The 20,224-nt window shown below is 70.6% G+C and carries 16 protein-coding genes; 11 read left to right on the top strand and 5 right to left on the bottom strand.

Annotated features, from left to right (window positions below; genetic code table 11):
- Positions 1-38 precede the first annotated feature (38 nt).
- The gene (locus ACFYRY_RS19605) at positions 39-620 is read left to right on the top strand and encodes a TetR/AcrR family transcriptional regulator (RefSeq protein ID WP_389146790.1); all 582 of its coding nucleotides are present in this window, start codon (positions 39-41) and stop codon (positions 618-620) included.
- Here the strand turns inward: ACFYRY_RS19605 and ACFYRY_RS19600 are convergent.
- Positions 607-1,275: an HAD family hydrolase gene (locus ACFYRY_RS19600; RefSeq protein WP_389146787.1), complete on the bottom strand. Its 669-nt coding sequence runs from the start codon at positions 1,273-1,275 to the stop codon at positions 607-609. The genes ACFYRY_RS19605 and ACFYRY_RS19600 overlap by 14 nt on opposite strands.
- A 38-nt stretch (positions 1,276-1,313) precedes the next feature.
- Complete coding sequence (locus tag ACFYRY_RS19595) at positions 1,314-2,606, bottom strand: PucR family transcriptional regulator (protein ID WP_389146785.1); 1,293 nt, start codon at positions 2,604-2,606, stop codon at positions 1,314-1,316.
- A gap of 164 nt (positions 2,607-2,770) precedes the next feature.
- Between ACFYRY_RS19595 and ACFYRY_RS19590 the strand changes: the two genes are divergently transcribed.
- The 3 genes from ACFYRY_RS19590 (at position 2,771) to ACFYRY_RS19580 (ending at position 5,958) form a co-directional block, all read left to right on the top strand.
- The gene (locus ACFYRY_RS19590) at positions 2,771-3,697 is read left to right on the top strand and encodes a proline dehydrogenase family protein (protein ID WP_389146782.1); all 927 of its coding nucleotides are present in this window, start codon (positions 2,771-2,773) and stop codon (positions 3,695-3,697) included.
- A gap of 172 nt (positions 3,698-3,869) precedes the next feature.
- Complete coding sequence (gene pruA / locus ACFYRY_RS19585; protein ID WP_389146779.1) at positions 3,870-5,501, top strand: L-glutamate gamma-semialdehyde dehydrogenase; 1,632 nt, start codon at positions 3,870-3,872, stop codon at positions 5,499-5,501.
- A gap of 325 nt (positions 5,502-5,826) precedes the next feature.
- Entirely contained in the window at positions 5,827-5,958 is a 132-nt protein-coding gene (locus ACFYRY_RS19580; protein WP_115905715.1) for a hypothetical protein, read from the top strand.
- A 78-nt stretch (positions 5,959-6,036) separates the two neighbouring features.
- On the opposite strand, the gene ACFYRY_RS19575 is transcribed toward ACFYRY_RS19580, so the two are convergent.
- Positions 6,037-7,602, bottom strand: coding sequence for a purple acid phosphatase family protein (locus ACFYRY_RS19575; protein ID WP_389146776.1), 1,566 nt, complete (start codon positions 7,600-7,602; stop codon positions 6,037-6,039).
- Positions 7,603-7,756: 154 nt separating this feature from the next.
- On the opposite strand from ACFYRY_RS19575, the gene ACFYRY_RS19570 reads away from it, so the two are divergent.
- The 4 genes from ACFYRY_RS19570 to ACFYRY_RS19555 all read left to right on the top strand — a co-directional run bounded on the left by ACFYRY_RS19570 (position 7,757) and on the right by ACFYRY_RS19555 (position 13,787).
- The gene (locus ACFYRY_RS19570; protein WP_389146773.1) at positions 7,757-8,800 is read left to right on the top strand and encodes a 3-isopropylmalate dehydrogenase; all 1,044 of its coding nucleotides are present in this window, start codon (positions 7,757-7,759) and stop codon (positions 8,798-8,800) included.
- Positions 8,801-9,074: 274 nt separating this feature from the next.
- On the top strand, positions 9,075-10,166 hold the full coding sequence (locus tag ACFYRY_RS19565; protein ID WP_389146770.1) for a branched-chain amino acid aminotransferase: 1,092 nt from the start codon (positions 9,075-9,077) through the stop codon (positions 10,164-10,166).
- 484 nt (positions 10,167-10,650) lie between these two features.
- The gene (gene cimA, locus ACFYRY_RS19560; protein WP_389146768.1) at positions 10,651-12,255 is read left to right on the top strand and encodes a citramalate synthase; all 1,605 of its coding nucleotides are present in this window, start codon (positions 10,651-10,653) and stop codon (positions 12,253-12,255) included.
- An 86-nt stretch (positions 12,256-12,341) separates the two neighbouring features.
- On the top strand, positions 12,342-13,787 hold the full coding sequence (locus ACFYRY_RS19555) for a hypothetical protein (protein WP_389146766.1): 1,446 nt from the start codon (positions 12,342-12,344) through the stop codon (positions 13,785-13,787).
- Between the two features lie 201 nt (positions 13,788-13,988).
- Here the strand turns inward: ACFYRY_RS19555 and ACFYRY_RS19550 are convergent, their stop codons facing one another.
- Both ACFYRY_RS19550 and ACFYRY_RS19545 read right to left on the bottom strand, forming a co-directional pair.
- Positions 13,989-14,774: a S1 family peptidase gene (locus ACFYRY_RS19550; protein ID WP_389146764.1), complete on the bottom strand. Its 786-nt coding sequence runs from the start codon at positions 14,772-14,774 to the stop codon at positions 13,989-13,991.
- A gap of 338 nt (positions 14,775-15,112) precedes the next feature.
- Complete coding sequence (locus ACFYRY_RS19545) at positions 15,113-15,721, bottom strand: YceI family protein (RefSeq protein WP_389146761.1); 609 nt, start codon at positions 15,719-15,721, stop codon at positions 15,113-15,115.
- A 134-nt stretch (positions 15,722-15,855) separates the two neighbouring features.
- On the opposite strand from ACFYRY_RS19545, the gene ACFYRY_RS19540 reads away from it, so the two are divergent.
- The 3 genes from ACFYRY_RS19540 to ACFYRY_RS19530 all read left to right on the top strand — a co-directional run bounded on the left by ACFYRY_RS19540 (position 15,856) and on the right by ACFYRY_RS19530 (position 20,215).
- Positions 15,856-18,216, top strand: a complete 2,361-nt coding sequence (locus ACFYRY_RS19540; RefSeq protein WP_389146758.1) for a polysaccharide lyase 8 family protein — start codon at positions 15,856-15,858, stop codon at positions 18,214-18,216.
- A 154-nt stretch (positions 18,217-18,370) separates the two neighbouring features.
- On the top strand, positions 18,371-19,966 hold the full coding sequence (locus ACFYRY_RS19535; protein ID WP_389146755.1) for an acyl-CoA carboxylase subunit beta: 1,596 nt from the start codon (positions 18,371-18,373) through the stop codon (positions 19,964-19,966).
- Between the two features lie 57 nt (positions 19,967-20,023).
- Positions 20,024-20,215, top strand: coding sequence for an acyl-CoA carboxylase subunit epsilon (locus tag ACFYRY_RS19530; RefSeq protein ID WP_356777379.1), 192 nt, complete (start codon positions 20,024-20,026; stop codon positions 20,213-20,215).
- Positions 20,216-20,224 lie beyond the last annotated feature (9 nt).

The following is a 20,224-nucleotide window of genomic DNA, read 5'->3' as shown; positions in this document are numbered from 1 at the left end:
CTAGGACGGCTGTATGAAGTGGCGGTAGGGTGGGCCGCATGGGACACCGTGAGGATCTGCTCGAAGGCGCCAAACGCTGCCTGCTGGAGAAGGGCTTCGCGCGGACGACGGCGCGCGACATCGTCAAGGAGTCGGGGACCAACCTGGCCTCGATCGGCTATCACTACGGCTCCAAGGGCGCGCTGCTGGCCCAGGCGTACGTGTCACTGGTCGAGGGAATGGGCGACGCGTTCGAGGGGGACGGGACCGCCATGAGTGCCGAGCCCGGTTCCCTCGAACGGTTCCGGGAGGTGTGGTCGAACATCATCGGCACCATGCGGGAGCCCGGTTCGCTGTGGCACCTCAGCATGGAGATCGTGGTCATGGGCGACCAGTTGCCGGAGGTGCGCGACCATCTGGCGCTGGCCCAGCGGGAGGCGGGGCGGGGGCTCATCCCGCTGCTGATGGGGGGACGGGAGGAGGACGTCCCGGACGAGACCGTCGACACCCTCGGTGCGCTGCTCGTGACGTTGATGACGGGGGTCATCGCGCAGTGGACCTTCGACCCGAAGACCGCACCCGAGGCGGATCAGCTCACCGAGGGGCTCCGCCAGGTGATCGCCGCGGCTACACGCAGCTAGCGGGAGCTGAGCTGGGGCCGACGACCTGGCGGATGGCGCCGGCGGTGTCCCGGGCGATCCGGGTGGGCCGGTAGCCGGCCTCGGTCCACGGCCGCCCGCCCGACACCCATACGCTGTGCGCGTCGACGTCCTTCGCGCCCCGGACGTCCGTGTGCGCTGAATCGCCGATCATCCAGGCGCCGTCGGGCCGTGCGCCGACCAGGGACGCGGCCGCGTGGAAGATCTCCGGCGCGGGTTTCTTGTGGCCGACGGCCTCGGAGACCACCCAGCCGTGGACGAGCCGGTCCAGCCCGGTGATCCGGATCTTCGTCTCCTGCTGGGCGACGCGCCCGTTGCTGACGATCACGCAGGCCCAGCCGCCCGCGACGGCCTCGCCGAGAGCGCGGCGGGTCGGCTCCGGCAGGGTGACGCGTTCGGCGGCGCCGTGGTCGAGGAGGGCGTGCACGGCGGAGTCGGGGACCGTGGCGCCGTAGCGGTCGAGCATGGCCCGGGCGACGTCCGGGCGGGGCGTGTAGCCGCTCGCGTCGAGGGCCAGCAGCCCGGGGAGATCGCCGGCGGGCAGCGCGTACTCGGCGAGGAACGACGCGAGCGCCTCCCGGAAGGCGGCGTCCCGGTCGACCAGGGTGTTGTCGAGATCGATCATCAGCAGGGGCATGCCGTGAGGATCCCGCGGCGCAGCCGCCCCGTACCCGCTCACAGCCGGATCGCCTTCAACACCATGTGCAGCAGCAGTCGGTCCTCGCCGTCGTCCAGGTCCAGGCCCGTGAGCTTCTCGACCCGGGACAGGCGGTAGTAGAGGGTCTGGCGGTGGATGCCCAACTCGGCGGCGGTGCGGGCTGCCTGGCCGGCGCAGTCGAGGTAGATCTCGGTCGTGCGGGCCAGTTCGCGGTGGGCGGGGGAGAGCAGAGCGCGTACGGCGGGATCCTGGGCCGCCTGAGGGGGCAGCGAGGTCAGCAGACGGTACGGACCGATGTCCGCCCACTCGGCCACCGGCCCGAACCGGGGTTCCGCCAGCGCGGCCCGAGCGGCGGCCGAGGCCTCCCGCCAGGAGGCGCCCAGCTCGGCGAGGCCCACGCGGGCCACGGCGATACCGGCGGCGACCGCGCCCACCCCGCCGACCTCGCCGCTTCGGCCGCCGACTCCACCGGCTCCACCGGCTCCACCGGCTCGACCGGCTCCGCCGCTCCCGGTCTGTGCTCCCGTCCGCTCCAGCAGCCGTCCCGCCGCCGAGGTCGCCGGTGTCAGAACGTCCGGTGCGCGGAGCCGGATCAGCAGGGCGAGGGAGTGGGCCGTCGTCCCCCACGGGACCGTGCACAGGGCCGTCGCACCGGGGACCGTACGGACGGACGGGGCGTCCTCCGGGTCGGCCGACGGCCAGGGGGCCACGCACACCACTGTGTGGAGGGTGTCGGCGCGCGGGCCGAGGGCGGTGCGGAACTCGGCGACGGCCATGTCGTGCTGCCAGCCGCGCTCGGCGGTCAGGACCGCCCGCAGCTCCCTGCTCAGATCCGCACCGTGCTGCGCCTCGTCCGCGAGGAGCGCGCCGATGCGGGTCGTCACCTCCATCGCCGCCGCCAGCTGCCGCTCGGTCGGCCCCGGATCGTTGTCCAGCAGCCAGACGTAACCGTGGACGACACCCCGATGCCGTACGGGGAGACAGATCCGCCCCCGGTGGACGCCCGCCTCGGGGGTGGGCGGGATGCGGACCGGCCCGGTCGCCCGGGTGATGCCGAACCCCTCGAACCACGAGCGGACGGCGGGCGTGGAGCGCCGGGCGAGGATCGAGCGGGTCCGCACGGGGTCCAGCGCCGACGCGTCCAGGTCGCCCTCACTGTCGTACGCGCCGAAGGCGATCAGCTCGAAGTCCCGGCTCTCCAGGGTCGCGGGGGCCCCGAGGAGCTCGGAGATCTCATCGACCAGCTCCTGGTAGTCACCCATGTTCTTGAAGGGCGCGGAATCCGACGTCACCCGGGCATTCTCCCCCATCGGCGCGAGGCCTTCATACATCTGTCTGAGATCCAGGGCACGGATGCGTGACAGCTGTCGATGGCACACCATCGGAGAGATCCTTAGGTTTCACGGTGGTTCTCCGTGCCGTACCCGAATCTTCGGGTATCGGCCTCATCAGGGTTGGTATGTGGAGGTGCCCCGTGCTGGGTCCCGTGATTCTCGCCGCGTCGCGCAGTGACCGGATCCGACGCCTGGTCTCGGCGGCTCCGGTGACCAAACAGGTCGTCGACCGCTTCATCCCCGGTGAGACCGTCGACGAGATCGTGTCGATCGTCCAGGACCTGACCGAGAGGGGTCTGGAGCTGACGATGGACGTCGTCGGCGAGGACATCACCACCCCCGACCAGGCCGCCGCCGCCCGGGACGCCTACCTGGAGCTCATCGACCGGCTCGAGCGGCTGGAGCTCGGCACCCGTGCCGAGATGTCCGTCAAGCTGTCCATGTTCGGCCAAGCGCTCCCCGGCGGCCACGAACTGGCCCTGGCCAACATCCGTCCCGTCGTCGAGGCCGCCGCCGCCATCGGGACGACCGTGACGCTCGACGCCGAGGACCACACCACCCTCGATTCGATGTTCGCCATCCACGAGGAACTGCGGAAGGACTTCCCGCAGACCGGCTGCGTGATCCAGGCCTACCTCTTCCGTACCGAGGCCGACGCCCGCAGGCTCGCCGCGAGCGGCAGCCGGGTGCGGCTGGTCAAGGGCGCGTACAACGAGCCCGCCGAGGTCGCCCACCAGCACCGGCACGAGATCGACAAGGCCTACGTCCGGATCCTGAAGGTCCTGATGGAGGGCGAGGGGTACCCGATGGTCGGGTCCCACGACCCGCGCCTCATCTCCATCGCACAGGAACTCGCCCGGAAGGCCGGCCGCAAGCTCGACGAGTACGAGTTCCAGATGCTGTACGGCATCCGCGGCGACGAACACCTACGGCTCGCCGCCGAGGGTCACCGCATGCGCGTCTACACCGCCTACGGAACGGACTGGTACGGCTATTTCATGCGGCGGCTGGCGGAGAAGCCGGCCAATCTGCGGTTCTTCGCGCGGAGCATGATCGGCCATGGCTGACGCGACCGCGCTGTGCCGCGGCTCTGCCGGGGGTCCGGGGGTCGTCCCCCGGACAGGCACAGCATGCGGCGGCTGGCGGAGAAGCCGGCCAATCTGCGGTTCTTCGCGCGAAGCATGATCACCAAGGGCTGAGCCCCGGAAACCCACCGCTCAAGAAGGAGTTCAGGAACCCATGGACGCTGTGACCCAGGTCCCCACCCCCGTCAACGAGCCGGTGCACGGCTACGCCCCGGGTTCGCCGGAACGCGCGCGCCTGGAGGCGAAGCTCAAGGAGCTGGCCGACAACCCCGTCGACCTGCCGTGCTTCATCGGCGGCGAGCGGCGACTGGGCGGCGGTGAGCGTTTCGACGTCGTGCAGCCGCACAACCACAAGGCGCGCCTCGGTACCTACGGCAATGCCACCCGGCAGGACGCCCAGGACGCCGTCGACGCGGCCCTCGCCGCCGCGCCCGCCTGGCGTGCGATGTCCTTCGACGACCGCGCGGCGATCATTCTGCGCGCCGCCGAGCTGCTGTCCGGTCCCTGGCGCGAGACGCTGGCCGCCTCCACCATGCTCGGCCAGTCGAAGACCGCCCAGCAGGCCGAGATCGACACCCCCTGCGAGCTCATCGACTTCTGGCGCTTCAACGTCAAGTACGCCCGTGACCTGCTCGCCGAGCAGCCCCCGGCGAACGCCCCGGGCGTCTGGAACCGCCTCGACCACCGCCCCCTCGAGGGCTTCGTCTACGCGATCACGCCCTTCAACTTCACGGCGATCGCGGGCAACCTGCCCACCGCGCCCGCGCTGATGGGCAACGTGGTGGTGTGGAAGCCGAGCCCGACCCAGACGCACGCCGCGGTCCTGCTCATGCAGCTCCTCGAGGAGGCCGGGCTGCCCAAGGGCGTCATCAACCTGGTCACCGGTGACGGCATCGAGGTCTCCGAGGTCGCCCTGAACCACCGCGACCTCGCGGGCATCCACTTCACCGGCTCGACCAAGACCTTCCAGCACCTGTGGAAGACGGTCGGCGCCAACATCGAGAAGTACCGCACCTACCCGCGTCTGGTCGGCGAGACCGGCGGCAAGGACTTCGTCGTCGCCCACCCGAGCGCCGACCGCGCGATCCTCAAGACCGCCCTGACCCGCGGTGCCTTCGAGTACCAGGGCCAGAAGTGTTCCGCGACCTCCCGGGCCTACATCCCGGCGTCGATCTGGAACAGCGGTTTCCGCGAGGAGTTCGCCGCCGAGGTCGACGGCATCGCCATGGGCGACGTCACCGACCTGTCGAACTTCATCGGCGCGGTCATCGACGAGCGCGCCTTCGCCAAGAACAAGGCCGCCATCGACCGCGCGAAGGCCGACCCGAACTGCGCGATCGTCGCGGGCGGTTCGTACGACGACTCGGTCGGCTACTTCGTCCGCCCGACCGTCATCGAGTGCGGTGACCCGGAGAACGAGGTCTTCACGACGGAGTACTTCGGCCCGGTTCTCGCGGTCCATGTCTACGAGGACGACGCGTACGACGAGATGCTGACCCAGATGGAGTCGGTGTCCGACTACGCGCTGACCGGCTCGGTCATCTCGGCCGACCGTGCGGCGGCGGCGTACACCATGGACAAGCTCCGCTACGCGGCCGGCAACTTCTACATCAACGACAAGTCGACCGGCGCCGTCGTCGGCCAGCAGCCCTTCGGCGGCGGCCGGGCCTCCGGCACCAACGACAAGGCCGGCGCCCCGCAGAACCTGATGCGCTGGACCCTCACCCGCGCCATCAAGGAGACGCTGGTCGCGCCGACCGACTACCCGTACCCGCACATGGGCTGAGCCCTCACGCACCCGGAACGGGCCAGGTCTCGTCGACCTGGCCCGTTCCGTGCGTCCGGGGCGAGGACCTCCCCGCTGGTGAAACCGCAGGTCGGTGCGGGGTGATGCAGGACGCCGTCTCAGATAGTAGGAAGTCCGAGTAATTGTGGAGACAGACAGGCGGTCCTCCCTTAACTTTGTAGGAGCCGAACGTCTCGCTCGATCCAGCGAATGGCGGTCGTGAGCCGGGCCCCGTGCAGGCAACCCCTGCGGCACCGCTCCCCGCCCCTTCCGGCGTCTCGTAATCCCTTTTTCCGCTCCGGGATCTCGAAGGAGTCGATTCCTCATGGCCGAGACGACCGCCCGCCGCCGAGTCCGTCACCTCTCCCGCACGAGTGAGTCCGACCGCAAGAACGCCGCCGCCGCGCTCCAGCGTGCCCTCGACCGCCGCGACAACGGCGGCTCGACCGGCCACTGACCGGCGAAAGCGCAGCGCGAGCCCGCCGGACAGCGGGCCCGCGCCACACGTGAGCCCGCGCGGAGCCGAGGCGCGGGATCACGCGCCCCGCCGCACCTCGAAGTGGTCGATGCGCTTCCCGTTCTGCGCCAGCGCCGACACCGTGAGCCTCGGGCGCGTACCGCTCTCCGCCTCCACCGAGAGGAGGGAGAACCCGCGGTAGCGCACCCGGGACCACTCGACGGTCTCCTTCTTGGACTGCTGCGTCTTCGTCCACTGGAAGGACTCCACGGACTCGCGGTCCTTGACGTGCCCCTCGTAGCTCTCCTTCACGCCCACCGGGAAGCCGTACAGGTCCCGGCCGCCGCCGCCCGCCGTGACGTACACGATCCCGTCCCGTGTCGGGTCGGTGGTCGCGCCGATCGGGACCGGGCGGCCCACCTCGCCCTGCCTGATGGCGTCCGTGCGCTCGTACACATGGTTGTGGCCGTTGATCACCAGGTCCACCTGGTGCTTGGCGAACAGCGGCAGCCACTCCTTGCGCACGCCCCCGTCGGAGGCGTGCGAGGAGGTCGAGTAGGCGCAGTGGTGGAAGAAGACCACGATGAAGTCCACCGCGGCGTCCGCCCGCAGCTCGGCCAGCTTCCCGTCCAGCCACGCCGTCTGCTTCCCGCCCGTGTAGCCGAAGTTGGCGGGGATCTCGTACGAGACGTCGTTCGCGTCCAGTGCCACGCAGGCGACGTTGCCGTACCTGAACGCGTACACGCCCGGTGCGGTACGCGGGTCGAAGCCGTTGTCCGGGAGGGACCAGCGGGCCAGTTGGCCGCCGTAGCCCTCCGGCGAGTACCAGGCCTCCATGTCGTGGTTGCCGGTCGTCACCATCCACGGGACCGACTTCGCGACCGGCTCGTTCTGCTTGAGGAACAGGTCCCAGTAGCCGGGGTCGTAGCCGTCGGACTTCTCGCCGTGGCCGGTGCCGTCCGCGTAGCAGATGTCGCCCGCGTGCAGGTGGAAGGCGGGCTTCTGGCCCAGCAGCACATCGTCGTTGGCGGCGGCCGCCTGACTGACACCCTGGTCGCCGAACGCGGTGAACACGAACCGTTCCGGGGCCGACGGGGCGGTACGGAACGAGCCGATCGTCGAGCGGTGGGCGGGCGCGGCCGGGTCGAAGCCGTCGTGGCCGACGCCGTAGTAGTAGGTGGTGCCCGGGAGCAGGCCGTCCAGGGCCGCGTGCACATAGAACTGGTCCAGCGCCAGGCGGACCCCGCTCACCCCGGGCGTGTGCAGATCGCGTACCTCGGCGTGGATCTTCCGGCTCAGTTCGTCGGGCCGGGTGCCGATCCGGACGTACGGTCCGCGCACCGCGAGCGGGACCTGCCAGGAGATCCGCATCCCGGTCCGCGGATCGGCGCCGAAGGCGAGATGCCGGCCGAACGGGACGACGGCCGAGCCGTGTGTCCCGGACGCCGACGCCGAGGCCGTCGGGCTGACCGCGGCGCGCGAAGAGCCGCCGCCCGAACAGCCCGTCAGCAGCCCGCCCGCCACCGCGCCCGCCGTCACCAGCGCGCGGCGCCGCGACAGCTTCGTGCGCAGGTACTCGTACTGCTCGGGCATGCTCATCCGGCGCGCGAGCTCGGGCGGGATGCCGCAGTCGGGTGTCTCCATGAGGGTGAACTTCCCAGCAGACCTCAACACCGGCCATACGTACGGGTGAACGAGGGGCAACGGGTTGGCGTGCACGTCCTCCCGACAGCACTCCCGCGTGTCCGTATCGCGGACAACGCATGTCATCCCATGGGACAAGGAGTACGGTGCCGACATGTCTCGCAGCCTCAATCTCGCAGTGATCCCCGGTGACGGCATCGGCCAGGAAGTCGTGGCCGAAGGCCTGAAGGTGCTCTCCGCCGTCCTTCCGCAGGATGTGAAGCTGGAGACCAAGGACTACGACTTCGGGGCCAAGCGCTTCCACGCCACCGGTGAGACCCTCACGGACGCCGACCTCGACGCGCTCAAGCAGCACGACGCGATCCTGCTCGGCGCGATCGGCGACCCGTCGGTGCCGTCCGGTGTCCTGGAGCGCGGCTTCCTGCTCAAGCTCCGTTTCGCCTTCGACCACCACGTCAACCTGCGTCCGTCGAAGCTGCTGCCGGGTGTCGCCACCCCGCTGGCCGGCGAGCCGCAGATCGACTTCGTCGTCGTCCGCGAGGGCACCGAGGGCCCGTACACCGGCAACGGCGGCACCATCCGCAAGGGCACCGAGCACGAGGTCGCCACCGAGGTCTCCGTCAACACCGCCTTCGGTGTGGAGCGTGTGGTCCGGGACGCCTTCGCCCGCGCCCAGGCCCGCCCGCGCAAGCAGCTCGCGCTGATCCACAAGAACAACGTGCTGACCTTCGCGGGTCACCTGTGGACGAACATCTTCAACAAGGTGGCCGCGGAGTTCCCCGAGGTCACCACCGAGTACATGCACGTGGACGCGGCGACCATCTACCTGGTCACGCAGCCCGAGCGCTTCGACGTGATCGTCACCGACAACCTCTTCGGCGACATCATCACCGACCTCGCCGCGGCCGTCTCCGGCGGCATCGGCGTCGCCGCGAGCGGGAACATCAACCCGTCCGGCGAGTTCCCGTCCATGTTCGAGCCCGTGCACGGCTCGGCCCCGGACATCGCAGGCCAGGGCAAGGCCGACCCCACCGCCACGGTCCTGTCCGTCGCCCTGCTCCTGCGTCACCTCGGCTACGAGGCCGAGGCCGCCCGTATCGACGAGGCGGTCTCCGTCGACCTCGCGGAGCGCACCGGCAAGCCGGCCCGCAGCACCTCCGAGATCGGCGACGCGCTCGCCGTACGCGTAGCCGGCTGACCCGCCGCGCTTACCGTAAGCCGCCGGGTCACTCCGTACCCGGCGGCTTTCGCATGTCCCCGCCGGGTGCCACCATCAACCCCTGGGTCGCGTTTCCCTCCGTTCTCGCCCCCCGGCCCCCTCCAGGGCGCGGGTGGTGCCCCATCGGGCTCCCGCTTGCGATAATCGAACGCGGAGCCGCGGAATGAGGGAATGCTCGGACGTCCTAGCACTGGCCACTGGCAGTACGGGCGTGAGCGCGGCCCGTCACTACAACCGGTGAAGGACACCACTCATGACGACGCCCACGACGATCGAGCTCAAGCCGTCCGCCAGCCCGCTCTCCGCCGCCGAGCGCGAGGCCATCCTGGCCAACCCCGGGTTCGGCCGCCACTTCACCGACCACATGGTGACCATCAAGTGGACGGAGGGGCGCGGCTGGCACGACGCGCAGCTCGTTCCGTACGGGCCGATCTCCCTCGACCCCTCCACCCATGTCCTTCACTACGGCCAGGAGATCTTCGAGGGCCTCAAGGCGTACCGCCAGTCCGACGGCTCGGTCGCGGTCTTCCGCCCCGAGGCCAACGCCCGCCGCTTTCGCAACTCCGCCCGCCGGATGGCCATGGCCGAGCTGCCCGAGGAGCTGTTCATCGCCGCCCTCGACGCGCTGATCGGGCAGGACGCCGACTGGGTGCCGTCGCACGGCGGTGAGGAGTCCCTCTACCTGCGCCCGTTCATGTTCGCCACGGAGGCCGCGCTCGGCGTGCACCCGGCGAACGAGTACCTCTTCATGCTGATCGCGTCCCCCTCCGGCGCCTACTTCGCGGGCGGCGTCAAGCCGGTCACCATCTGGGTCTCCGAGGACCACGTCCGTGCCGTCCCCGGCGGCACCGGCGACGCCAAGACCGGCGGCAACTACGCGGCCTCCCTGCTGCCCCAGGCGGAGGCCGCCCGCAACGGCTGCGACCAGGTCGTCTACCTCGACGCGGTGACCCGCACCAAGGTCGAGGAGTCCGGCTCGATGAACATCGCCTTCGTCTACGGCGACCGCATCGTCACCCCCGCGCTCACCGGCTCGATCCTGGAGGGCATCACCCGCGACTCGCTCCTCCAGGTCGCCCGCGACCTCGGGTACACCGCCGAGGAGGACGTCGTCACGCTGGAGCAGTGGCGCGCGGACGCCGCCTCCGGCGCCCTCACCGAGGTCTTCGCCTGCGGCACCGCGGCCGTGGTCACCCCGGTCGGCCACGTCAAGACCAAGGACTCCGCCTGGACGCACGGCGACGGCACCCCCGGTGAGGTCACCCTGCGACTGCGGGAGGCCCTGCTGGGCATCCAGCGGGGGGTCAACGAGGACAAGCACGGCTGGATGCACAAGCTGGGCTGAGCCGAGCGGGCGTCGCGGGTATCCCGAGCCCCACGGACATCGCGAGCCCCGCCACGACCCATGGCGGGGCTCGCCACGGCCTACGGCGGGGGCTCGGGTCTCCCTCCGCTCGGCGGGCCGTCCCTGACTGCGGAGCAGGCCCACTCGGGCAACCAGCGGGTGCTCACGCCCACAGGCAAGATCACAGGCTCGCATTCTGAGACGGTCGGTGAGCGGCGGGGCGGGTTGTGCCAGACTGCCCCCGTGCTCTCGTTCGCCATGATTATTGGCAGCAGGCGCGCCGGTCCGCAGTGACCGCCACGTACGACCAGGTACGGGCGGACACCGTCGTCCTCGACCCGCGCGCAGACCTCTCGCACCCGCGAGGGGTTTTTCGCTTTTTCTGGCCCACCCGCAGCCGGAGGCGAGAGCGCGAGGGACTATGTGGGGACGGTGGAGCCGGTCATTCCGGTAGACCGAGATCCAACACAGGAGCCTTGACACCATGACCGAAACCAGCGAACTCGACGATTCGTTCCACGTCTTCGACACCACCCTGCGCGACGGCGCGCAGCGGGAGGGCATCAACCTCACCGTCGCGGACAAGCTGGCCATCGCGCGGCACCTGGACGACTTCGGCGTGGGTTTCATCGAGGGCGGCTGGCCCGGCGCCAACCCGCGGGACACCGAGTTCTTCGCCCGCGCCCAGCAGGAGATCGACTTCAAGCACGCCCAGCTGGTCGCCTTCGGCGCCACCCGCCGGGCCGGTGCCAAGGCCTCACAGGACCCGCAGGTCAAGGCCCTCCTGGACTCGGGCGCCCCGGTGATCACGCTGGTCGCCAAGTCGCACGACCGGCACGTGGAACTGGCCCTGCGCACCACGCTGGACGAGAACCTGGAGATGGTCCGCGACACGGTCTCCTACCTGAACGAGCAGGGCCGCCGGGTCTTCGTGGACTGCGAGCACTTCTTCGACGGCTACCGCGCCAACCCCGAGTACGCGAAGGCGGTCGTACGGGCCGCCTCGGAGGCCGGCGCGTCCGTGGTGATCCTCTGCGACACCAACGGCGGGATGCTCCCCGCGCAGGTCCAGGCGGTCGTCTCCACCGTGCTGGCCGACACCGGCGCCCGGCTCGGGATGCACGCCCAGGACGACACGGGCTGCGCGGTCGCCAACACCCTCGCCGCGGTCGACGCCGGCGCGACCCACGTGCAGTGCACGGCGAACGGCTACGGCGAGCGGGTCGGCAACTCCAACCTGTTCCCGGTGGTCGCCGCGCTGGAGCTGAAGTACGGCAAGAAGGTGCTGCCCGAGGGCAAGCTCCGCGAGATGACGCGCATCTCGCACGCGATCGCCGAGGTGGTGAACCTGACCCCCTCCACCCACCAGCCCTACGTCGGCGTCTCCGCCTTCGCCCACAAGGCCGGCCTGCACGCCTCCGCCATCAAGGTCGACCCCGACCTGTACCAGCACATCGACCCCGAGCAGGTCGGCAACACCATGCGGATGCTGGTCTCCGACATGGCGGGCCGTGCCTCGGTGGAGCTCAAGGGCAAGGAACTCGGCGTCGACCTCGGCGGCGACCGCGAGCTGGTCGGCCGGGTGGTCGACCGGGTCAAGGAACGCGAGCTCAAGGGCTACACGTACGAGGCGGCGGACGCGTCCTTCGAACTGCTGCTGCGTGCCGAGGTCGAGGGCAGGCCCCTGAAGTACTTCGAGGTCGAGTCCTGGCGCGCGATCGTCGAGGACCGCCCCGACGGCAGCCACGCCAACGAGGCCACGGTCAAGCTCTACGCCAAGGGTGAGCGCATCGTCGCCACGGCGGAGGGCAACGGCCCGGTGAACGCCCTGGACCGGGCCCTGCGGGTCGCGCTGGAGAAGATCTACCCGCAGCTCGCCAAGCTCGACCTGGTCGACTACAAGGTCCGCATCCTGGAGGGCGTCCACGGCACCCAGTCCACCACCCGGGTCCTGATCTCCACGTCCGACGGGGCGGGGGAGTGGTCGACGGTGGGCGTCGCGGAGAACGTGATCGCGGCGTCCTGGCAGGCGCTGGAGGACGCGTACGCGTACGGGCTGCTGCGCGCGGGGGTGGAGCCGGCGGAGTAGGACCGCCCCTGGGGGTGGTGCCGACACGGCCTGAAGCCTCGTCTTCCGCCATGTCTGATTGCATCCCTTTTGGGTACCTTCGAGGCATGAAGGCCGCACCGCAGCTCCAAGGCCCGACCCGGATGCTGCTCGCACCGGCGCTCGTCGTCCTGGCCCTTCTGACGGGCCTGGCGGCGGGCGCCCCGAGCGCCGACGCGGCCCAGCCCGACACGGCTGCGACCAGCGCGACGGCGGTCACGAACGCCCCCACCGCAGCCCGTGCCCCCACTGCCACCAGTGTCTCGGCCGTCGCCGAGGCCCTGCGCAAGAATCCGGTCTACGTCGACCCGGCCGCGCGGGCACAGCTCTCGGCTGCCGACGCCGCCGACCTGTCCCGGCAGATCAAGGACGCCGACAAGCCCCTGTTCATCGCCGTGCTGCCGGCTGGGTACCCGACCCGGAACCTCTTCAACGACCTGCGCACCGACACCGGGATCACCGGTCTCTACGCGATCCGCCTGGGCGCCGACTTCGACGCCCGCGCGGACTCCGCGGTCCTGTCCCGGGCCGCCGTGCACAACCTCGTCGGCAGCGTGCGGGGCGAGAGCGACACCACGACGCAGCTCGGCGACTTCACTGACCGCGCCCTGACCAACATGGGCGGTTCGGCGCCCTTCACCTGGGGTTCCTCCGACGGTGCCGGCAGGGTCTCCACCGCCGCGCTGGTCACCGTCGGCGCGGTGCTCCTGGTGGGTGGAGCGGGCGCCTACACGCTGGTCCGGCGCAACCGGCGGCGCCACGAGGAGGAGCAGCGGGCCGCGCTTGAGGAGCTGCGGGTCGTCGTCGACGAGGACATCACCGCGTTCGGCGAGGAACTGGACCGCCTCGACTTCCATCCGGCGGAGGCGGGCGCGGACGACGCCATGCGCGCGGACTACGAGCGTGCCCTGGACGCCTATGACCGGGCGAAGTCGGCGATGGCTCAGGCGGGGAGGCCGGAGGACGTGCGGGCCGTCACCCAGTCCCTGGCGGACGGCCGCTTCTCGCTCGCCGCCCTGGCCGCCCGCCGCGAGGGCCGGCCGCTGCCCGACCGCCGACCGCCCTGCTTCTTCGACCCGCGGCACGGTCTGTCGGTGGCCGACGCGACCTGGACGCCGCCGGGCGGCTCTGCCCGCGAGGTCCCCGTCTGCGCGGCCGACCGGACCCGGCTGGCCGACGGCCGCGACCCGATGGTCCGCGAGGTCGACACCGAGTACGGCCGTCGCCCGTACTGGGAGGCGGGCCCCGCCTACGGCCCCTGGGCGGGCGGCTACTTCGGCGGCGGGCTCCTGCCCGGCCTGCTCATCGGCACCATGCTCGGCGGCATGATGGCCACCCCGGCCTACGCCGCCGACTACGGCTCCGGCTACGGCGACTTCGGTGCCGCCGGCTACGACGGCGGTGACCTGTCCGGCGCGGACTTCAACCCGGACGACTTCGGCGGCGGCTTCGGCGGAGGGGACTTCGGGGGCGGCGACTTCGGCGGAGGCGGGGACTTCGGCGGCGGGTTCTGACGACCCGGACGGACCGAACCAGAAGGGCTGAACCGACGGGCTGAAGGGACGCGGCGAGTGCGAGGCCCGGCGCGCGGATGGCGCGCCGGGCCCACGGACGTCGTACGAGAACAGACGTGTCGGAGGCGGTGACGCATAGGTGCCTGGTCGCGTCGGAGGCGGTGACGCATAGGTGCCTGGTCGCGTCAGAGCCCTGACGCGTCAGAGCGTGGAGGCCGCCGAGGCGATGGCGGAGGCGAAGGTGGAGACCTCGGTGTAGACGCCGGGGGCGTTCGGCTGGGCGCAGCCGTCACCCCAGCTGACGATGCCGACCTGGATCCAGGCGTTGGCGGAGTCCCGGCGGAACATCGGGCCGCCGGAGTCGCCCTGGCAGGTGTCGACACCGCCCGCGGCGAAGCCCGCGCAGATCTCCTCGCCGGCGACGAGGCCGCTGTAGAGGCCGCCGTATCCCTTGCAGGTGGCGTCGCTGATGAACGGCACCGTGGCCTTGAGCAGGTACCGCTGCTGAGCGCCGTTCTCGCGGGCCGCTCCCCATCCGGCGACGGTGAAGTTGCCGGTGTTGTACTGCGTGGTGGTGGCGATCTTCAGCGTGGGCAGGTTGATCGGCTGGGCGAGCTTGATGAGCGCCCAGTCCTTGCCGGTGCCGTTGTAGCCGGGGGCCTGGAGGACCCTGGTCGACTTGACCTGGACCCGGCCGCTGCTGGACTGCAGGTCGACGACTCCCGCGGTGGCGGTGATGCTGGTGTTGGCGCCGGATCCGTTCACGCAGTGGGCGGCCGTGAGCACTATCTGCTGGGTGTACAGCGCGCCGCCGCAGCCCATCGAGAGCCGGACCATGAACGGGAACTCGCCCTGCGCGGCGCGGGTGCCGCCGACGACGGGCGAGGGGGCGGCCTGCGCGGCCGAGACGGGCTGAAGACTGGCGACCGCGAGGGCGACGGCGCCGACGGCCGCGCATCTCTTGAGGGCCGTGAGGAGTCTCTTCAACGGGGTGACCTTCCGTGGGGGTTGAGCTGCGGGCTCATACATCCGAAGCGCCAGAATTGTCGTGCGCATGTCACTATGGACAGTAAAAGAACGCCCATTGACTGGCATGGGCAGGACAAATTCTGTCGCTGGATTATGAGAACGCTGTGAGCACCCACACAAGGGGCCTGATCCGGCCACCACTGTCCGGATCGGATCGGTAACCCGAGGTCGAAAAGGGGGCGGGGGCCGCAGGGCGACCTGACCGTTACCGACGAAGCCCGTCGCCCCGCCCGCTACGGGGACAGGGCGACGGGCTCATGGGGTGGCGCGGCCGTCGAACACACCGCCGTGACGGCTCAGGCGTTCCTGATCGCCGAGATGTCGAAGTTCAGCTTGATCTTGTCGGATACCAGGACCCCGCCCGTCTCCAGCGCGGCGTTCCACGTCAGGCCCCACTCGGAGCGCAGGATCTCCGCCTTGCCCTCGAAGCCGACGCGCTCGTTGCCGAACGGGTCCTTCGCGGCGCCGTTGAACTCCAGGTCGATGCTGAGCGGCCGGGTGACGCCGAGGATCTCCAGGTCGCCGGTGATGCGGTAGTCGTCGCCGCCCAGGGCCTCGGCCGAGGTGGAACGGAAGGTCATGGTGGGGAACTCGTCGGTCTTGAAGAAGTCCGAGCTCTTGAGGTGCCCGTCGCGGTCCGCGGAGCCGGTGTCGATGCTGTCCATCGTGACGTCGATGGACGCGGTGGACGCGGACGGGTCGACTCCGTCCAGGTGCAGCGAGCCGCTGAAGTCGAGGAACTTGCCCTTGACGTTCGTGACCATGGCGTGCCGGGCCACGAAGCCGATCGAGGAATGGGCGGGGTCGATCGTGTAGTCGCCGGTCACCGCGGCCAGGTCCGGGCTCACAGCGGCGGTCGCCGCGGCGGTCGGGTCGGCGGAGTCCTTACGGCCGAAGATGCTCATGCTCTGCTCCCGGGGAGAGGATGTTTAATGTTCAACGACACCAACAGGGACGACGGTAGACCTATTCCGGACTCGCTTCAATGCCTTTCACCAAGTGTTGGCCTGCCGAGGCCGAGGTGGTAGACGAAGGGGGCATGAATCCCCAGCGCCGAGCCTTAGCGGCCCTTGCCTCCGTGCGGCCCACTCGCAGAGGCCTCCTGCTCACGGCCGCCCTCATGGCGACGACCGCCGCGGCGGCCCCCGGCTCGCGCGGCGCGGGCGACCCGGCCGACGACCCCTTCACGGCCCTGCGCCGCCGCTGGCTCGACATCGCCCTCGGCGCCGGCTACGGCCCCGCCGCCGAGCCGTACGCCTCCCGCCTCGCCGAGACCGGCGTGCTCGCCCGCGGCTTCCGCGCCACCATGGCCCCGACCGCCGGCTCCCTGTGGCCGGGCCAGCCCTACGACCCGCCCGCCGGCATCACCCAGAGCTACGGCCGCCTGTGGACCATGGCCCAGGCATACGTCCGCGACGGCACCGGGTCGACCGGCGACGAGGAGCTGCTCGCCGACGTGGTCCGCGGCCTCGACCATCTCTCCGCCACCGTCTACAACCCCTCCACCACCCGCTACGGCAACTGGTGGGAATGGCAGATCGGCAGCCCCCGTCTGCTCATGGACATCACGGCCGCCCTGTACGACCACCTCACCGAGGACCGCCGAGAAGCCGCCTGCGCCGCGGTCGACCACTTCATCCCCGCCGCGCTGCTGACCGACTACTCCGGCACCTCCACCGGCGCCAACCGGGTGGACCTGTGCCGGTCCGTCGCCCTGCGCGGCATTCTGGGCCGCGAGCCCGCCGCCATCGCCCTCGCCCGCGACGCGCTCTCGCCGGTCTTCCCGTACGTCACCCAGGGGGACGGCCTCTACGCGGACGGCTCGTTCGTGCAGCACACCTGGGTCGCCTACTCGGGGACCTACGGCCAGGTCATGCTCGACGGACTCGGCCGTCTCTTCGCGCTGCTGGCCGGCTCCGCGTGGGAGGTGACCGACCCCGCCCGGCAGATCGTCCTGGACAGCGTCGAGCACGCCTACGCGCCGCTGATCCACGACGGGTTGGTGATGGACGCCGTCAACGGGCGTGCCATCAGCCGGGGTTACCTCAAGAGCGACGACCGCCACGTCCTGCGCAGCGACCACTACCACGGGCAGGGCCTCATCGCCGCGATCGCCCTGCTCGCCGCCGGCGCGAGTCCCGCGGAGCGCGATCGCTGGCACGCCCGGATCAAGGGATGGATCGAACGGGACACCGTGACACCGGTCCTGACGGCGCCTCAGTACGACGTGGCCGACCTGGCCCGACTGCACGCGGTGGCCGCCTCCCCGGGGCGGGCCGCCCCGGAACCCGTCGGTCACCGGCTCTTCGCCGCGATGGACCGGGCCGTGCACCGCCGCCCCGCCTTCACCGCGAGCATCGCCATGGCGAGCGACCGCATCGCGTCCTACGAGTGCGGCAACGGCGAGAACCCGCGCGGCTGGCACACGAGCGCCGGCATGCTCTCCTGGTGGCCGGCCGGCCGGGCCGACCAGTACACCGACTGGTACTGGCCCACCGTCGACTGGTACCGCCTGCCCGGCACCACCGTCTCCACCAAGCGGCTCCCCGACCGGGCCGGCGGCGAGTGGGGCGCGCCCAAGCCGGACGTCCGCTGGGTCGGCGGCACCACCGACGGCGAGTACGCGGCGATCGGCCAGCACCTGAAGGGGCTGGAGTCCACCCTCGAGGCCCGTAAGTCCTGGTTCTGCGTCGCGGACGCGGTGATCTGCCTCGGCGCGGGCATCACCTGCGCCGACGGCGTCCCGGTCGAGACGGTCGTCGACAACCGCAACCTGGGGGAGGGCGGCACCCCGGCCTTCGTGCGGGGGCACGGCTGGGCCCACCTGGAGAGCCACGGCGGCTGGGTGATCCGGCAGGGCAGCCTGCGGACACTCCGGGAGGACCGTACCGGCGCCTGGTCCGACATCAACATCACCAGCACGACCGAGCGCCGCACCCGCCGCTGGCAGACCCTCTGGCTGGAGCACGGCACCGACCCGACGGACGCCACGTACGTCTACGTCCTGCTCCCCGGAGCCTCCCGCCGTACGGTCGCCTCCCGCGCAGCCGACCGGCACTGGCTGTCGGTCCTCGCCAACGACGCCGCCTGCCAGGCGGTCCGCGTCCCCTCCCTGGGCCTCACCGCCGCCAACTTCTGGCGGTCCGGTACGGTCGGCGGGCTGACCGCGTCCGCCGGCGCGAGCGTGCTGCTCCGGCGCCGGGGCCGTACTGCCACCCTCTGCGTGAGCGAACCGCCCCGAACGGGCGAACCCCTGGAGATCACCTGGGAGCACCCGGTGCGCGCGGTGACCCGGGCGGACGACACGGTCGAGGTGCTTTCGGCGGACCGCCGACTGGACCTGAGAATCACTCCGGGGAGGGCATCTGCCACCCATGTCTGTGAGGTGGCTCTCAGGTGACGACTTTGTACGACCCCTACAAGGGGAACGCCCCCTGAGCAGTCCGAAGGCATGTAGGCCGCCACGGTTCTGTTCAGTGGTACCAGGAAAACGGTCCGGAGACTGTTCGGAGTCAACGGCGAGCTTTTCACCGTCCGCTTCGTATGGTCGCTACATGACCGTTTTGGATGAGGCGCCGGGTGAGACGACGGGTGAGCCGACGGACGCGCGGGGACGGGTGGCCGAGCTGCACGAGATCCGTGCGCAGGCGCTGGCCGGCCCGAGCGAGAAGGCCACCGAGGCGCAGCACGCCAAGGGCAAGCTGACCGCACGGGAACGCATCGAGCTGCTGGTGGACCCGGGATCCTTCCGGGAGGTCGAGCAGCTGCGCCGGCACCGGGCGACCGGGTTCGGCCTGGAGGCCAAGAAGCCGTACACGGACGGTGTCATCACCGGCTGGGGCACGGTGGAGGGCCGTACGGTCTTCGTCTACGCCCACGACTTCCGCATCTTCGGCGGCGCGCTGGGCGAGGCCCACGCCACGAAGATCCACAAGATCATGGACATGGCCATCGCGGCCGGTGCTCCGCTGGTGTCCCTGAACGACGGGGCGGGCGCCCGTATCCAGGAGGGTGTCTCGGCTCTCGCCGGGTACGGCGGCATCTTCCAGCGCAACACCAAGGCGTCCGGCGTCATCCCGCAGATCAGCGTGATGCTCGGCCCGTGCGCGGGCGGCGCGGCCTACAGCCCCGCCCTCACGGACTTCGTGTTCATGGTCCGCGAGACCTCGCAGATGTTCATCACCGGCCCGGACGTCGTCAAGGCGGTCACCGGCGAGGAGATCACCCAGAACGGCCTCGGCGGCGCCGACGTGCACGCCGAGACCAGCGGTGTCTGTCACTTCGCCTACGACGACGAGGAGACCTGCCTCGCCGAGGTGCGCTACCTCCTGTCGATGCTCCCGCAGAACAACCGCGAGAACCCGCCGCGGGTGGAGTCCTCGGATGCCGTGGACCGCCGCTCCGACCTCCTCCTCGACCTGGTCCCGGCGGACGGCAACCGTCCGTACGACATGACCAAGGTCATCGAGGAGATCGTCGACGACGGCGACTACCTGGAGGTCCACGAGCGCTGGGCCCGCAACATCATCTGCGCGCTGGCCCGCCTGGACGGACAGGTGGTCGGCATCGTGGCCAACCAGCCGTCGTCGCTGGCCGGTGTCCTGGACATCGAAGCGTCGGAAAAAGCTGCACGCTTTGTCCAGATGTGTGACGCTTTCAATATCCCGATCGTCACGTTCCTGGACGTCCCCGGGTTCCTTCCGGGTGTCGACCAGGAGCACGGCGGAATCATCCGTCACGGCGCGAAGCTGCTGTACGCCTACTGCAACGCCACCGTCCCGAGGATCTCGCTGATCCTGCGCAAGGCCTACGGAGGTGCGTACATCGTCATGGACAGCCAGTCCATCGGTGCGGACCTCACCTACGCCTGGCCGACCAACGAGATCGCCGTGATGGGCGCCGAGGGCGCGGCCAACGTCATCTTCCGTCGGCAGATCGCCGAGGCGGAGGACTCCGAGGCCATGCGGGCCCGCATGGTCAAGGAGTACAAGTCCGAGCTGATGCACCCCTACTACGCGGCCGAGCGCGGCCTGGTCGACGACGTCATCGACCCGGCGGAAACCCGCGAGATCCTGATCCAGTCCCTGGCGATGCTGCACACCAAGCACGCCGACCTGCCGTCCCGCAAGCACGGTAACCCTCCGCAGTAACCCAGCGGATCCCTTCGCGGTACCGCCGCGGAAACCTCTCTCACGGAGACTGAGCCCATGAGCACCCCTGACATTCGTGTCGAGAAGGGCCACGCCGAGCCCGAGGAAGTCGCCGCCATCACGGCCATCCTCCTGGCCCGCGCCGCCGCCCAGCCGTCCGAGGCTCCGGCCCACCGCGGCCGCCGCAAGGCCGGCTGGCGCCGCCTGGAGCGCGAGCCCGGCTTCCGCGCACCGCACAGCTGGCGCTGACCCCGTAAG

Source organism: Streptomyces sp. NPDC005263, assembly GCF_042872365.1.
Lineage (GTDB): Bacteria > Actinomycetota > Actinomycetes > Streptomycetales > Streptomycetaceae > Streptomyces.
Note: the sequence above shows the minus strand (reverse complement) of the source record. Positions and strands in the feature narration are given on the sequence as shown.

Coding starts and splice junctions, on each gene's coding strand:
- ACFYRY_RS19555 (WP_389146766.1), top strand. CDS start 12,342: ATGAAGGCCGCACCGCAGCTCCAAGGCCCGACCCGGATGCTGCTCGCA.
- pruA (WP_389146779.1), top strand. CDS start 3,870: ATGGACGCTGTGACCCAGGTCCCCACCCCCGTCAACGAGCCGGTGCAC.
- ACFYRY_RS19565 (WP_389146770.1), top strand. CDS start 9,075: ATGACGACGCCCACGACGATCGAGCTCAAGCCGTCCGCCAGCCCGCTC.
- ACFYRY_RS19535 (WP_389146755.1), top strand. CDS start 18,371: ATGACCGTTTTGGATGAGGCGCCGGGTGAGACGACGGGTGAGCCGACG.
- ACFYRY_RS19575 (WP_389146776.1), bottom strand. CDS start 7,602: ATGGAGACACCCGACTGCGGCATCCCGCCCGAGCTCGCGCGCCGGATG.
- ACFYRY_RS19600 (WP_389146787.1), bottom strand. CDS start 1,275: ATGCCCCTGCTGATGATCGATCTCGACAACACCCTGGTCGACCGGGAC.
- ACFYRY_RS19530 (WP_356777379.1), top strand. CDS start 20,024: ATGAGCACCCCTGACATTCGTGTCGAGAAGGGCCACGCCGAGCCCGAG.
- ACFYRY_RS19570 (WP_389146773.1), top strand. CDS start 7,757: ATGTCTCGCAGCCTCAATCTCGCAGTGATCCCCGGTGACGGCATCGGC.
- ACFYRY_RS19580 (WP_115905715.1), top strand. CDS start 5,827: ATGGCCGAGACGACCGCCCGCCGCCGAGTCCGTCACCTCTCCCGCACG.
- ACFYRY_RS19595 (WP_389146785.1), bottom strand. CDS start 2,606: ATGGGGGAGAATGCCCGGGTGACGTCGGATTCCGCGCCCTTCAAGAAC.
- cimA (WP_389146768.1), top strand. CDS start 10,651: ATGACCGAAACCAGCGAACTCGACGATTCGTTCCACGTCTTCGACACC.
- ACFYRY_RS19540 (WP_389146758.1), top strand. CDS start 15,856: ATGAATCCCCAGCGCCGAGCCTTAGCGGCCCTTGCCTCCGTGCGGCCC.
- ACFYRY_RS19605 (WP_389146790.1), top strand. CDS start 39: ATGGGACACCGTGAGGATCTGCTCGAAGGCGCCAAACGCTGCCTGCTG.
- ACFYRY_RS19545 (WP_389146761.1), bottom strand. CDS start 15,721: ATGAGCATCTTCGGCCGTAAGGACTCCGCCGACCCGACCGCCGCGGCG.